This window comes from Bacillus altaicus, assembly GCF_042136375.2.
GTDB classification, from domain to species: domain Bacteria; phylum Bacillota; class Bacilli; order Bacillales; family Bacillaceae_G; genus Bacillus_A; species Bacillus_A cereus_U.
On the sequence record NZ_CM143394.1, the window covers coordinates 361,741 to 376,145 of the forward strand.

A 14,405-nucleotide genomic window follows, 5' to 3' on the forward strand; every position below is an offset into this window, starting at 1 on the left:
GCAGTCAGCGAGGTTATTTTTTTATTTTGCTTTTTTCTTTTTAAATTTGCTTAGTGCTTCATAAACGATTGGAACAATAAGAAGTGTTAATAACGTTGAACTTGTTAATCCACCAATTACTGTTACGCCAAGTCCTTTAGAAATTAAGCCGCTACCTTCAAATCCTAATGCAAGCGGGATAAGAGCCCCGATTGTTGCAATTGCAGTCATTAAGATAGGACGCAGGCGTGTTGCACCAGCTTCTAATAATGCTTCACGTGTTGATAGGCCGTCATTTTCTTTATGAATAACACGGTCAATGAGCACGATTGCGTTCGTTACAACGATACCAATTAGCATAAGAGCCCCAATCATCGCAGATACACTTAACGTTTCGCCAGAGATTAATAAGGCAACAAGTGCACCAATGATTGTGAATGGTAGTGAGAATAAAATTGCGAATGGTGCAAGGGCACCGCCAAATGTAACAACAAGAACGAAGTATACAATGGCAATCGCAGCTAACATCGCTAAGCCAAGTTGTTTGAATGATTCTTGAATATCTTGTGTAACACCGCCCATAGAAACGTCTACACCAGAAGGAAGATCCATTTTATCTACTTCTTTTTGAACAGCGGCAGATGCTTTTGAAACATCATCAGATGCTAATTTCGCACTAACCGCCGCATAAACACGGCCATCACGATGTGTTACTGTGTTAGAAGTTTCACCTTCTTTTACAGTCATAACATCTTTAACAGCAACTTCATTACCAAGTGGCGTTGTAATTTTGCGATTTGTTAAGTCATCGATCGTTTCATAGTTTTGTTTTTCAGTTTCTACATATACATTTATATCTTTACTGTCTTTTTTAATTGTTGTTAGAACAGGGCGATCATGTTGATTTGAAAGTCCCATTCCAATTTGAGCAGCAGTTAGCCCCATTTTACTTAACTTTTCTTGATCAGCGACTAAAGTATATTCTGCATATGTTTTTGCAACACTAGAGTCTACGTCTTTTAAATCTTTATTTTTCTTCATGATATTTTGAATGTCTTTCACGACAGGCTTAATTTCTTCAGAGCTATCTCCATAAACGTATAGCTTAATTTCGTTACTACCGCCACTTGCTCCGAAATCTTGGTTTTTCCATTCACCTTTTCCAGACATCTTTTGTAAATCTTTAACGACTTGTTCTTTCTCTTTTTCAAAGTTTTTCGTATCGTTATCATATTGAACGAAGAACATTGCTTGATTTGATTGACCAGGGCTCATTGGGTTTTCGCCACCTAATGAGAATTGAATTGTTTTGACGTCTTTTTTATCTTGGAAATGCTTCTCAGCTTTCGTTGCGATTTTTTCAACGTCTTCTAATGTTTGACCTGGCTCAGGATTGTATGTTGCAATGATCATTTTTTCTTCTTCAGATGGTAAGAAGCTTACACCGATAATTGGCACAAGTGCAAGACTACCAACTAATAGAAGGACAGCGATACTTGATGTAATAATTTTATGGTTTAACGCCCATTCAAGTATACGTTTATATCCGTTTGCTAGTTTGCTTGGTTTTTCCTCATGATGTACTTCTTTTTCTCTCATGCTTTCCTTCTTGAATAAGGAATGTGCTAGCATCGGTACAATTGTAACTGCCACAAGTAAGGAAGCGAGTAGGGCAAAAACAATTGTTAAAGCAAATGGTAAGAACATTTCACCAATCATACCTTTTACAAGCCCAAGAGGTAAGAATACAGCGATTGTTACAATTGTAGAAGACATAATTGGGATAAACATTTCTTTCGTAGCTTCACGAATTAAATCTTTTCCACGTAATTTTTCTTCTGATAACGACATACGTCGATAAATATTTTCAATAACAACAATGGAGTCATCGACGACACGTCCGATAGCGACTGTCATTGCTCCAAGTGTCATGATGTTAAGCGTAATATCCATTTGTTTTATGACTAAGACAGCAATTAATAAAGAAAGTGGTATAGAAACGACAGAGATTAGCGTTGTTCGAATGTTTCGCAGGAACAACATAATAATAACAATCGCAAAGATAGCACCGAAAATAGCTTTGCTAAGCATTGTTTCGACCGATTTTTCAATAGGCGCACCTTGATCGAATGTTGAAATAATCTCTAAGTCTTTATATTTTTTCTCAAGGTCTTTTACTTTATCTTTAACTGCATTTACAACATCAACTGTATTCGCATCAGCAGCCTTCACAATTTGAATTCCGATTGCTTCTTTTCCATTTGTTCGAGAAATAGACTCTGCTTTTCCGACTTCTTTAATATCAGCAATTTCTTCTAATGTAACCGTTGGTATACCGTTCATAGCGGCTGGATTCATCTGTGATGGTTGTGTTCCAGCACCAGTGTTTTGATTGCCTTGACCATTCGGTGATGAAGGGATAGCTGGGATTTTTAATTCTTTTAATGCCTTAATCGTTGTAATGTTACCATCTACAACAACTGATTTTTCCGTATCTTTAAATGTATATAAGCCAAGTGGTAACGATACGTCCGAACCTTTAATCATATTTTTTACGGTATCTTCACTTAAACCTAATTCTTTCATCTTCTCTTTTTTGAAGACAAGCTGTACTTCGTCTACTTGTTGACCTGCGATTTGAACAGATGCGACACCATCAAGTCCTTTTAATCCAGGAACAACATTTTTTTCTACATTTTCTGTTAAGGCAGCTAAAGATTCAGTTTTACTCGCTACGCTTAATGAAATAACAGGAAAGGCGTTAAAGTTTACTCGTGAGACTTTCGGGTCTTTCACACCTTCTGGCAGTTTCACGTTTGCGAGCGCTTCTTTAATTTCTGTTTCGGCTTTTTCCATATCTTTATCAAAATCATATTCTACCTGAATAGAAGATGCGTTTTGATAAGATGATGAACTAACGACGTTTACACCGCTTAAATTTTGGAGTTGCTCTTCCATTGGTTTTGAAATTTTATCAGCTACTTCTTCTGGTGTAGCACCAGGATAAACCGTAGTTACTGTTACAATAGGCGTTGTAATATCAGGAATTGTTTCTAACTTCATATTCATCCCAGAATAAATGCCTGCAATGGTAACAATAATGGTTAGTAGCCAAACCGCGAACTTATTTTTTAACGAGAAATTGATGAGTTTGTTCATGTTTGCGCTCCTTTTTATTGTATTGACCAACTGGTCAGTCTAATACATAATATAACTGACTGTTCGGTCAGTCGTCAATGAAAAGGGATGGTATAATAAAGTGAAATTATAACCAGAGGGCTTTTACAGTCACCTAAAATTCTTTGTTTCCACAGAATTTTGAAGTGGTTGTCTTACCGTCCGTAAATAGCGGGATAAAATTAAATTTATAATATGATGCGAGATTAAATTTAGGAGAGAAGATATGAAAGAAAAAGAGCGTTTAATTATAGAATCGGCTATGAAATTATTTGCGACTAAGGGTGTGAATGCAACGTCAGTACAGGAAATTGTCACAGCCTGTGGTATATCAAAAGGGGCTTTTTATTTATATTTTAAATCGAAAGATGAGTTGTTATTAGCGACACTTCGATATTATTATGACAAAATCCAAAAGAAAATGCTGGATATTGATAGAGAATCTTTATTGCCACGTGAAAAATTTGAAAAACAATTGTGTTACCAGTTTACTGATGTACAGAAGCATAAGGAATTTATTATTATGCACGCGAGAGAAAATGCTATTCCATTTAATAAAGAAGTAGAAGAGTTTATGATGCGGATGAAATTAGAGTCTCATGCGTTTTATCGGAATAGCTTACTGTCCATTTATGGTGAAAAGGTCATTCCATACTTGTTAGATTTAGTAATTATGGTAGAGGGGACATGCCGTGGATATTTAGAAGTAATTATTTTAAATGCACCAGAAATTGATTTATCCTATGTCTCTGCTTTCATTTTAAAGAGGATAGACAGTTTGGTAGAGGGACTTCTAGAATCTTCAGAGGAACCTGTTCTACATGAAGAGAGGCTTGGAGAATTTCTTTGTAGTTCCGGGCTCATCAAGGAACAGGTGAAGGAACATTTTCTAAGTGAAATTATTATATTTAAACGAACATTAGCTGATCAATTAGAAAATGATGAATTGCTGGTGACTTTAGATGTTTTAGAAGCAGAAATGAGATTGCAAAACCCAAGGATTCCAGTTATTAGAGGTATGCTTGCTAATTTAGCGGTATATCCTGATTTAAATGAGTTTCGATTAAGGCTTATGGCATACTATAAGATAAAAATAACATAATAATAAAAATCCTTGCATATAGAACAGGACGCAAGGATTTTTATTATAATCAAGAATTATTTTGTGACCATTCTTCAACATTCCAAATCTTTGTTATCCAGCCTTCATAAAAGTCTGGTTCGTGACATACAAGAAGGATTGTTCCCTTATACGCTTTCAGGGCTTTTTGGAGTTCTTCTTTTGCCTTAACATCAAGATGGTTTGTTGGCTCATCGAATAGTAGCCAGTTACTTTCTTCACCCATTAGCTTACATAAACGTACTTTTGCTTGTTCGCCACCACTTAATTGATTTAGTGGGCGAGAGATATGTTCATTTTTTAATCCGCATTTCGCTAACATTGCACGAATTTGATGTTGGTCCATGCTAGGGAATGTGTTCCAAACGTCATCAATTGGTGTTATGTTATCAGCTTTTACTTCCTGTTCGAAGTATGCTGGCTCTAGGAAATCACCAAGGCTTGTTTTACCTTTTAATGGTTTAATCTTGCCTAAAATTGTTTTTAGTAATGTTGATTTACCAACACCGTTACATCCAACGATAGCAATTTTCTCACCGCGTTCAATTGTCATTGATAGCTTTGGTAGTAATGGATGTGTATATCCGATTTCTACATCTTCGCCTTCAAAGACGAAACGGCTACTTGCACGACACTCTTTAAATGAGAATTCTGGCTTAATTGCTGTTTCTGGGCGATCAATACGCTCCATGCGATCAAGTTGTTTTTGACGACTTTTTGCACGACCTGTCGTTGAATAACGAGCTTTGTTCTTTGCAATAAAGTCTTCCTGCTTTTTAATAAACTCTTTCTGTTTTTCATAAGCATTTATATGTTGATTTTTATTAATTTCGGCTAACTCTAGGAATTTTTCGTATGTCGCTGTATAGCGCGTCATTTTTGTGAATTCTAGATGGAAAATAACATCAACGCATTTGTTCATAAATTCCGTATCATGGGAAATTAATAAGAATGCATGTGGATATTCTTTTAAATAATTCGTTAACCAATGAATATGTTCAACGTCTAGATAGTTGGTAGGCTCATCGAGTAATAACACTTCTGGTTGTTCAAGTAATAGCTTTGCAAGTAATACTTTTGTACGTTGTCCACCACTTAGTGCTGAAACATCACGATCTAAACCGATTGCATCAATTCCAAGACCTCTTGCTGCCTCTTCGATTTTCATATCTAGTAAATAGAAACCACCTGCTTCGAGAGCATCTTGTATTTCCGCCATCTCCTCAAGAAGTGCCTCTAATTCTTCAGGTGTTGCAGTTCCCATTTTTTCTGCAACTTCATTTAAAGCTTTTTCTTTTTCAAATAAAGGTAAAAACGCGTCAGCTAATACATCACGAATTGTGCGACCAGGTGTTAAAATTGTATGCTGGTCTAAGTAACCGTAATTTGTACCAGGTATCCATTCTACACGGCCCTCATCATGGATAAGTTGACCAGTAATAATATTCATAAATGTTGATTTACCAACACCGTTTGCACCGACTAATCCGACATGTTCTCCTGCTAGTAAACGCATGGATACATCTTTAAATAATGTGCGATCGCCAAATGTATGGCCTAGTTTTTCTACTGTTAATAAGCTCATAGTATCCTCCGTCCAACTTGAAATAGTACCTTGAATCATGATACTAAATTATTGAGTATAATGCTATCCTTTCAAAATGTATCTTTTTGTAAGAAACTCATTGTATTTTTTTGGGAAAAGGTTATAATATTAATTGAACAGTGGTCAATTAAATTGTGAGGTATGAAAAATGTCGCCAAGAAGGGCAGTTAAACAAGAATTAACGAGAGAAATGATTATGAATGTAGCAAGAGACTTATTTATAAAATTAGGTTATCAGCATACTTCAATGCGTAAAATTGCAACAGAACTAGGATATAGCCATGGTGCCATCTATTATCATTTTAAAAATAAAGCAGAGCTTTTCTATGCGATGGTAGAGCAAGATTTTCAATTGCTAAATCAAAAATTAGATAAGATTAATGATCAAAATTTACTACAAGAGGAACAATTGAAAGCTGTTTTATTTGGTTTTATTGAATTTGGTTTGCAAAATCAAAGTCATTATGAAATCATGTTTTTAATTAGAGATGATGAGTTAAAAGAATGTTTAGCAGATGGCCCAAATGTTAGTTACGAAAAATTTGCTACTGTTGTATCTTCTTTGTGTAATGAGAAGGTAAATGTAATGACAATATGGTCTGTTTTTCTATCATTACATGGGTTTGTGGCACACTATTGTGGGAATGATCAAACATTTGAAGAAGTAAAAGGATTAGCTAAAGTACACGTGGAGTTTATTTCAAAATCACTTCTTATGTAAGTGATTTTATTTTTAATATTAATTGAACAGCGGTTAATTAATTTAGGGGGGATATATAATGAAAAAAGCTTTAGTGCTAGGAGCATCTGGATCAATGGGGTATGCAATTGTAAAAGAATTATGTAGCAGAGGAATTCATGTAGTGGCCTTTGCGAGGAATAAAGAGAAATTAGAGATATTATTTTCTGGAGAAGAAAATGTGAAAATTGTAGCGGGAGATGTATTTATACAGGAGGATATAATGGAAGCTGCGAAAGGCGTTGATATTATATTTCATGCTGTAAACATTCCATATTCAGATTGGGAGAAGAAGCAACCAAAATTATTAAAAAATATATTAGAAGTAGCAATGTATTACGACAGTAAGTTAGGGATAGTTGATAATATTTATGCGTATGGGAGGCAAGGGGAAGAACCTGTAGTGGAAGAAGTTAAAAAGGCACCACATACGAAGAAAGGGAAAATTCGGTTACAGCTAGAAATGATGGCAAAACAGGCTCGTGTACAAATGTTTATTGCACATTTCCCTGATTTTTATGGTCCAAATGCAGAAAGTACACTTGTTCATCATACTTTAAATGGGGTACTTGCAAATAAGTTATCAAGCTTTGTTGGAGATAAAAAGATTGCTCGTGAATATATTTTCACACCAGACGGTGCAAAAGCAATGGTTGAATTAGCTTTACGTGATGAGGCCTATGGACAAAATTGGAACATACCGGGTTGTGGTGTCATTACAGGTGAAGAGATGATTCAACATATACAAGAATTAACGGGATATACAAAACCAGTAATGACAGTAAAAAAAGGTATGATAAATTTAATCGGACTATTTGATAAGCAGATGAAAGAATTTGTGGAAATGCTATATTTGACAGAAAATCCTGTTGTATTAAGCGGAGAGAAATATGAGAGGTGTATTGGGAATATACCAAAAACTTCTTATTATAATGGGCTAAAGGAAACGATTATATCTATGCAAAATAAAGGTGTGTAAATGTTAGTATATAAAAAAGTTATTTCTGTAGATAGAAATAACTTTTTTTATATTACGCTTTTTGTTTGACTTCACTAACCTTCTTTTCAGCTACAATAAAATGTGGTCTACGTTTCGTTTCATAATAAATGCGACCGATGTATTCACCCATAACACCTAGGAAAATGAGTTGAATACCACCAATAAATAATATAGCAGAAATTAAAGTGAAGTATCCCGGGACTTCAACACCACCAACAATAATTTGAATAAATGTAGTAATTACGTATAAAACCCCTAAAATAGTTGTTAATAATCCAAGATATATAGATAGTCTTAATGGTTTATTATTGAAGGAGATAACACCATCAATTCCGTAATTTAACAATTTAGAAAAAGTCCACTTACTTTCTCCATCAGAACGTAAGACATTTTCATATCCAATAATTAGTTCATTAAATCCAATCCAGGAGAATAAACCTTTTGAGAAGCGATTGTATTCGCTTAAAGATAATAGAGAATCAACAGCTCTTCTACTTAAAAGTCTAAAATCTCCAATGCCGTCTACTAGTTCAATATCTACAAACTTATTCATCACTCTATAGTATAGACGAGAAACGAAAGAGCGAACGGGTGAATCACCTGTTCTTGTTCTTTTTGCAATAACTTGGTCGTAACCTTCGTTATATCCTTCTAACATTTCTTTTATTAATGTAGGAGGATGTTGCAAATCGGCGTCCATAATAACAACTGCATCACCTGTAGCGTATTTTAAACCAGCTAACATAGCGGCTTCTTTGCCGAAATTCCGACTAAATGATATATAATGAACAGCTGAATCTGAATTTGCCAAATCACGTAGAATATTTAATGTATCATCTTTACTACCATCATTTACAAAAACAAATTCATAATCGGTAGTTAATTTATGAATTTCTAGAGAAGTCTCTGAATAAAAGGCTCGAAGCATCTTTTCTTCATTGTAGCATGGTACGATTATTGAAAGAGTCATTTTTGACCCTCCTTGTTTATAATAGTTAAAACGTTATTTAATATTTTTTATGAAGCTATCCGCTTTAGATAGCTTCATGATTTATTGAGTGCTCATTGCTGCTTTTTAAAAGGTAATTTTCTTCGTCCTTTTTGATTTGTAAAGACTAGTAAGGCTACACAAATAATTAGTGAAATAATTGATATAATCATACCTAATTTAAAGTAAGGTGTAACATAAGTCATTTCGATTACATGTGCTCCTTTTGTAATCGGGACACCAATAAAGGCAGAATTTGCTTTCGTGAATTCTGTTTCTTTTCCATCAACTTTTATAGTCCAACCTTTACTATATGGAACAGATAAATATAGTAATCCATCTTTTTTTGAGTTGATTTCACCTTTTAAATAGTTGTTTTTATAATAAATATTTTGAAGTCTATTTTCAGTTAGTTTTTCTGTTTCTTTTTGTACACCTTCGTAATTTACGATATTTGCTTGTAAGTCTTCAAGTTCGTATTCACCTGGTGCATCAATAGAAATAGTTAGTTGGTCTGGACGATCGTCTTTACCTAAATTATAAACAAATCTTTCTAAAGGATATGAGTATGCACCAGTGTCTTCACCTTTCCCCATATCTTTCCCGTTAACTACTGCATGGAATGAACCTTTATTTTGTATCTTTAATTCTACAATTAAATCTCCAGGAGTATTAGGATAATTTATAGGTACGATCATATTTCCATTGCCATGGACAATGAGTTTATTATTCTCTTTTTCCATATTTTCTAGTTGTACTTTTTCCATTTTGATAGGTACCGCTTTTGAATTAAGGTTCTTTTTATCAAAATGAGTTAATGAAAAGTCTTTTCCATTATTAACGACTACAGCATGTAATAATAATTGGTCACGCTGAGCGAAGTTTAATTTAGAAAATTCTTCTTCACTTATACTAGAATCATATACATACCCTAACGGTAAAGCATAGTCATTTTTGTAAATATTATAGGGTCCTACTTGTTTTAATAGTTTATATCCATATGGGATATTTTTTTGATCTGTATCAGCGCTTAGTACGCGATATTTTATACCTAACATATTTTCAAGTAGTAGTCGACTATCAACTTGGAAGAACATCGAAGGAGTGTCGAACCCTTGGAATACGTTGTATTTATTTTTCATAAAGTCATGAACATAATAATTAATCAAGCTTTGGTACGTACTTGTACCATGATAACCTTGTAGCATTGGTGTGTTATGGGCGCTACCTGGGTTAAGAATACGATAAAAGTCTTTATCATATTCTTGTATATAACGAATGGCAGCAATCTCATCTTTGTTATCATAGCCAGATACATGTAAAGCTTCTTTTGTAGCATTGCTTTGTCCGAAAGCTGTACTAAGTATATTATTAGCATACATGTAATTCATGGAAATTGTACTAACGAGTACGTTCACTACAACTAAAAATTGTATGAAAGGTTTAGAAAGATAACGCCATAAACATACTGTAATGACAGAAAGAACGATAGTTCCGATTAAAATATTGTCAACCGCCTGTAAAGGTTTATCACTTACATTTATATTTACTTTTCTATAAAATGCATAAATGAATAATCCTATTGATACTAATGAACTCATTATATAAGGTAATTTATGTTCTTTCTTATGAACAATCATCCAATCTAAGATGTATGCTATAGTTTGAGCAATTACAAATACAAATAAATAAAGCCATCTATATTGCATTGCTGAGAAACCATTAAATACAGAGTATGTATACGGAAGCATAAACAGAATGAACATGAAAAATGTAAAGAGTACTTTATTTTTAACAAGTTTATCACGTATAAACATTCCAAATATGATTAGGAATAAAATTAAAGCTGGTAAAGCTAATTGATGATTTTCAGCATCATATACGAAGAAGATAGTTTCCATTAGATCTTTATAAAATTTATCTTCAAAGAATAAAGGTATATCAAATTTCTTCGTTAACCGATCCGCACTAAATACCGCATTGACTGATGGAATAAAGCAAACTGCAGCCAAGCCAAGTGATAGACCGTATAATAATCCAATTTTAATATAATAAGCTAGAAAAGAGACGATTGTTTTATTTTGCTGTGTGGCAAAGTATTGGAAAAATGCATAAATGAAAATGAAAATACTTGTGATAAAAGCAAAATAAAAGTTCGATGCTAACATTAAAGTAGCAGCTACTAGGAAAAGTCCACGTTTCTTTTCTATAATATATTTATCAAGTCCCCATATTACTAATGGTAAAAATACGATGGCATCAGCCATGAAATCCCAAAGTAATGAATGGCGCATAAAAGTAATACATCCACCATACATAATAGCAGCAATAAAAGATGAGAAGACTGTTTTATTATGATAACGTAAAGAACCATACATGAATAACATAGCTAAAAAGTTTTTTAAAATACTCATGTATAATTTCATATCATAGATTTGTTCAATATTTAATTTAGGAAGTAACAGCGTAATCCAGAAGAACGGCGCTGTACTGTAATAATAACTAAACTCTCCAAATAAATCTCCACCTAATCCATAATCAAAAGACCAAAAAAGATTACCATCTTTAAAGGCATGTTGCAGGAGAAATGTAAAGAAGCCAAATTGGCTTAATGCATCACCTGTACCAGAAAAGATTTGATTAGATGTTAAAAAGAAATAATGAAAAGCAAAAGCACACAATAATAATATCGGAATAATCATTATAGTTTTCTTTGAGAAAATCTTATTGCCCGGCTTAATGCTCATAAAAATTTATAATCCTCCTTTGAAAGTTGTTACATATAAAAACACACCGATTATAAAGGTGTGTTTTTTAGTTTTAGTATAAAAAAATATATATTTTTGTTGTATCATATATATTTTACAAGCAGTGAATTTCATAGTTTACTTGTAATTTAGTATAAAGCATTCTCAGAAAGTAAGTCAATTTGACATGGAATATATAGCATTTTTTAACTACTGAAAAGTCGAGAATAATGAAGTGCAGTCTTCAGAGTTTATGTTCTGTAAATGATAGTATATAAAAAGCCAAAAGCTTTTCCATTCTTAATAGGAAAAGCTTTTGGCTTTTAAGCGTTTTTACGAACTAATTTTTTATTTACAAATCCTAAAATTAACCCGCGTATTTGTGGATCAATTGCAAGGCCAATAATACCGTACAATATACCAGTAAGTGTTAGGGCTACCAGTGGTGGTAAGTTAATTAATACTGTGCGGTATAGGGCGTAACTGATTATAAATGCTAGTGTATTAAATGCAATCCCTTTGAATAGTAATGTAAATCCTTTACGAACGAATAAAGTAAATCCGATTAATAAAGTAACCTCAGTAATGATAGCAGCTACCGCAGCTCCCATCATTCCAAATTGGCTACCTAATACGATGTAACTTACGATAGCGACAGCTAATCCAATTCCCATCGTTGTCGCACGCTTCCACTGTTGACCAATAGTTGTTAAATTATCAGCAAGTGGATAGTTGATAGATTGTAAAATGACCATAAAGGCTAAAATTGCAAGAGCATCACCGGCTGGTGCATATTTTTCACCTAATAAAGTAACAATCCAAAAGCTTGGATCAGCGATAAATGGAATGGAGATTCCCATTCCTAAGAAAGACATAAGCTTTAATTCGAACTGAGATAGTTTTCTATGTTCATCAATATTCTTTTCATTTCCAAAAGCAAATAACTTTGGATAAAAAGCTGCTGCAATTACACCAGGTATTTGATAAAGGACAGCAGGTATTTTAGAAGCAGCTCCAAAGAATCCAACTTGCTCATACGTTGAAACTTTTTCTAATATAATGGGCCCTAACTGTGGTAAGAGCATAATGATAATGCCATTGATTGTGAAAATGAGCAATTGATCTAAAATACCTTTATCCCAGCCCTTATGAACTGTTGTATGGCGAATTACCATTATAAAGGCGATGAGTCCTGTTACGAGACTGGATATCCCGTACATGGCAGCAACCATCATAAGTGACCATTTAAAGGACATTCCTAGTAGAAGAGCAGCTGCGGCTGTTACACCTTGTATTACAGAAATAATCGCTGTAAATTGCATGCGTTCTGTTACTTGGAAGTAAGCCATCCCAACACCTTGTAAAGTTGCTCCAAACATTGTCGGCAGTACAACCCAATATACCATCGCACGTAAGTAAGCATCAGGATAGAAGAACTGAGCGAAAATAGCGAAGAGCACAGAAATTACGATAGCTAATACTAAACGAATACGTAAATAACTACTAATTAGTACGCTAATGTTAGCGTTGCTTCTCGTTCCTTCACGCATAAATGTATGTGTCAAACCTGCATCTGTAAAATAACAAATAACAGCGGAAACTGCTAAAGCAGTTGTAAACATCCCATAATCTTTTGGTGAAACATATCTTGCAAAGAAAATCGTCGCAATAGCAAGTACAAATCGAACAGTAATATTTCCTACAAATAGGTAGGAGGCGTTTTTAAGGATTTTATTTGTTTTCATGGAACAAGACCTTTCTATTTTTCAGGACGCACTTCGTCCTATTTGTAAATTTGATTTGTTTACGGAAAGTATGTTTAAAAGCGTATTCTTTATTTAAGAAAACATAAACTTTATTCGTACAAACCAAAGCATCGCGTATAGCTTTTTGCTTCGTTTTCCATTTTTTGAATAAATTTTGCGACAATATTTATTTATATCGCCCTTGATTAATTGAACTTGTGATTTATCTAACTTAGAGCTTCCTTTAATGTATATACAAGCATTGTTAATGACTGTATATGGGAATAGATAAGTTTCAAGGATTTCAATAAGTTCTGTAGAATCATTCACGATCAAGTCTTTTGATTTATTATGAAACCAATCCTTCATGCGATTAAATACTTCTAATTCTTTTGTTGTTTTTAATTCATAATCCTTATACTTTGAAGAAAGATTTCCTTCTGATAAGATTCGGTAATATGTTAAATATTCATCTACATAGCATACATTTGTTACACTCATTAATTTAAATAGAAATTCTAAGTCTTCTCCCCAGCTACATCCTGGTGTGAAACGAATGTTATGATCCATCACGATAGACCTTTTGAAAATCCAAGTACTTGTTTGCGCAACAACTTGATGCGTTAAGAAAGCTTTTGTCATATCACCTTTAATAAAGTTTGTCGTGTGCTCAACTTTTTCACCAGTCTCTTCGTAAAAGTTCATATAGCCACAATAACAAGCGTTCATGTTGTTTTTATGCATGCTTTCAACTTGTTTTTCGATTTTTGTTGGATGCCATAAATCATCACTATCAAGAAAAGCAACATATTCTCCGCTAGCATTTTCAATTCCCGTATTACGAGCAACAGAAACACCTTGATTTTCTTGAGGGACGTATTTTATTTGTCCTGGGTACTTTTGTACAAGGTTTTTTACGATGGAAGGTGATTGATCTTTGCTTCCATCATCAACAATTACAATTTCAATGTTTTTATATGTTTGATCTAGTATTGATTGCATCGTTTCTTCAATATATTTTTCCGTATTATACAGAGGTATGACAACGGAAACGAGTTGTTTTTGTTCTATCATAGAGTTTTTATCTCCTCAAATTTTTTATGTTTTGTACCATATATACAAGCCTTTTGAAAGGAAGAAGACTACAAGAACATCTGTATAAGTTTAACGCATATAAACTTTGTAAATCAACTTTCTATTGTGGTATCTCGTATAATTAGAAAGAAATAATTTGAAATGATAAAAGCTCCTGAATTTTTCAAGCAAAATTCAGGAGCTTTTATATATTAGTATTTAGTTAGGAA

9 protein-coding genes are annotated in these 14,405 nt (G+C 33.6%); 3 read left to right on the forward strand and 6 right to left on the reverse strand.

The features are described 5' to 3' along the window. Positions 1–21: 21 nt before the first annotated feature. The gene (locus tag ACE38F_RS01940) at positions 22–3,138 is read right to left on the reverse strand and encodes an efflux RND transporter permease subunit (protein ID WP_215554888.1); all 3,117 of its coding nucleotides are present in this window, start codon (positions 3,136–3,138) and stop codon (positions 22–24) included. A gap of 244 nt (positions 3,139–3,382) precedes the next feature. Between ACE38F_RS01940 and ACE38F_RS01945 the strand changes: the two genes are divergently transcribed. Then, positions 3,383–4,258 (forward strand): TetR/AcrR family transcriptional regulator, encoded by an 876-nt coding sequence (locus tag ACE38F_RS01945; RefSeq protein ID WP_375371061.1) that lies wholly within the window; start codon positions 3,383–3,385, stop codon positions 4,256–4,258. 49 nt (positions 4,259–4,307) lie between these two features. Here the strand turns inward: ACE38F_RS01945 and ACE38F_RS01950 are convergent, their stop codons facing one another. Further along, positions 4,308–5,861 (reverse strand): ABC-F family ATP-binding cassette domain-containing protein, encoded by a 1,554-nt coding sequence (locus tag ACE38F_RS01950; protein WP_375371062.1) that lies wholly within the window; start codon positions 5,859–5,861, stop codon positions 4,308–4,310. A gap of 169 nt (positions 5,862–6,030) precedes the next feature. Here ACE38F_RS01950 and ACE38F_RS01955 point away from each other — a divergent pair, with 169 nt between their 5' ends. Continuing rightward, positions 6,031–6,603, forward strand: coding sequence for a TetR/AcrR family transcriptional regulator (locus ACE38F_RS01955; RefSeq protein WP_375371063.1), 573 nt, complete (start codon positions 6,031–6,033; stop codon positions 6,601–6,603). A gap of 58 nt (positions 6,604–6,661) precedes the next feature. Then, positions 6,662–7,600 carry an SDR family NAD(P)-dependent oxidoreductase gene (locus ACE38F_RS01960; protein ID WP_375371064.1) on the forward strand — a complete coding sequence of 313 codons (939 nt, stop codon included), beginning with the start codon at positions 6,662–6,664 and terminating at the stop codon, positions 7,598–7,600. A gap of 52 nt (positions 7,601–7,652) precedes the next feature. Here ACE38F_RS01960 and ACE38F_RS01965 read toward each other — a convergent pair whose 3' ends face one another. From ACE38F_RS01965 to ACE38F_RS01980, 4 genes are all read right to left on the reverse strand, one after another. Then, positions 7,653–8,591: a glycosyltransferase family 2 protein gene (locus tag ACE38F_RS01965; RefSeq protein ID WP_215554883.1), complete on the reverse strand. Its 939-nt coding sequence runs from the start codon at positions 8,589–8,591 to the stop codon at positions 7,653–7,655. Positions 8,592–8,683: 92 nt separating this feature from the next. Beyond that, a complete protein-coding gene (locus ACE38F_RS01970) occupies positions 8,684–11,356 on the reverse strand; it encodes a YfhO family protein (protein ID WP_375371065.1) in 2,673 nt (890 codons plus the stop codon). Positions 11,357–11,679: 323 nt separating this feature from the next. Beyond that, the gene (locus ACE38F_RS01975) at positions 11,680–13,101 is read right to left on the reverse strand and encodes a flippase (protein WP_215554881.1); all 1,422 of its coding nucleotides are present in this window, start codon (positions 13,099–13,101) and stop codon (positions 11,680–11,682) included. 93 nt (positions 13,102–13,194) lie between these two features. Further along, entirely contained in the window at positions 13,195–14,175 is a 981-nt protein-coding gene (locus ACE38F_RS01980; protein ID WP_375371066.1) for a glycosyltransferase family 2 protein, read from the reverse strand. Positions 14,176–14,405 lie beyond the last annotated feature (230 nt).

Coding starts and splice junctions, on each gene's coding strand:
- ACE38F_RS01950 (WP_375371062.1), bottom strand. CDS start 5,861: ATGAGCTTATTAACAGTAGAAAAACTAGGCCATACATTTGGCGATCGC.
- ACE38F_RS01945 (WP_375371061.1), top strand. CDS start 3,383: ATGAAAGAAAAAGAGCGTTTAATTATAGAATCGGCTATGAAATTATTT.
- ACE38F_RS01970 (WP_375371065.1), bottom strand. CDS start 11,356: ATGAGCATTAAGCCGGGCAATAAGATTTTCTCAAAGAAAACTATAATG.
- ACE38F_RS01955 (WP_375371063.1), top strand. CDS start 6,031: ATGTCGCCAAGAAGGGCAGTTAAACAAGAATTAACGAGAGAAATGATT.
- ACE38F_RS01960 (WP_375371064.1), top strand. CDS start 6,662: ATGAAAAAAGCTTTAGTGCTAGGAGCATCTGGATCAATGGGGTATGCA.
- ACE38F_RS01980 (WP_375371066.1), bottom strand. CDS start 14,175: ATGATAGAACAAAAACAACTCGTTTCCGTTGTCATACCTCTGTATAAT.
- ACE38F_RS01940 (WP_215554888.1), bottom strand. CDS start 3,138: ATGAACAAACTCATCAATTTCTCGTTAAAAAATAAGTTCGCGGTTTGG.
- ACE38F_RS01965 (WP_215554883.1), bottom strand. CDS start 8,591: ATGACTCTTTCAATAATCGTACCATGCTACAATGAAGAAAAGATGCTT.
- ACE38F_RS01975 (WP_215554881.1), bottom strand. CDS start 13,101: ATGAAAACAAATAAAATCCTTAAAAACGCCTCCTACCTATTTGTAGGA.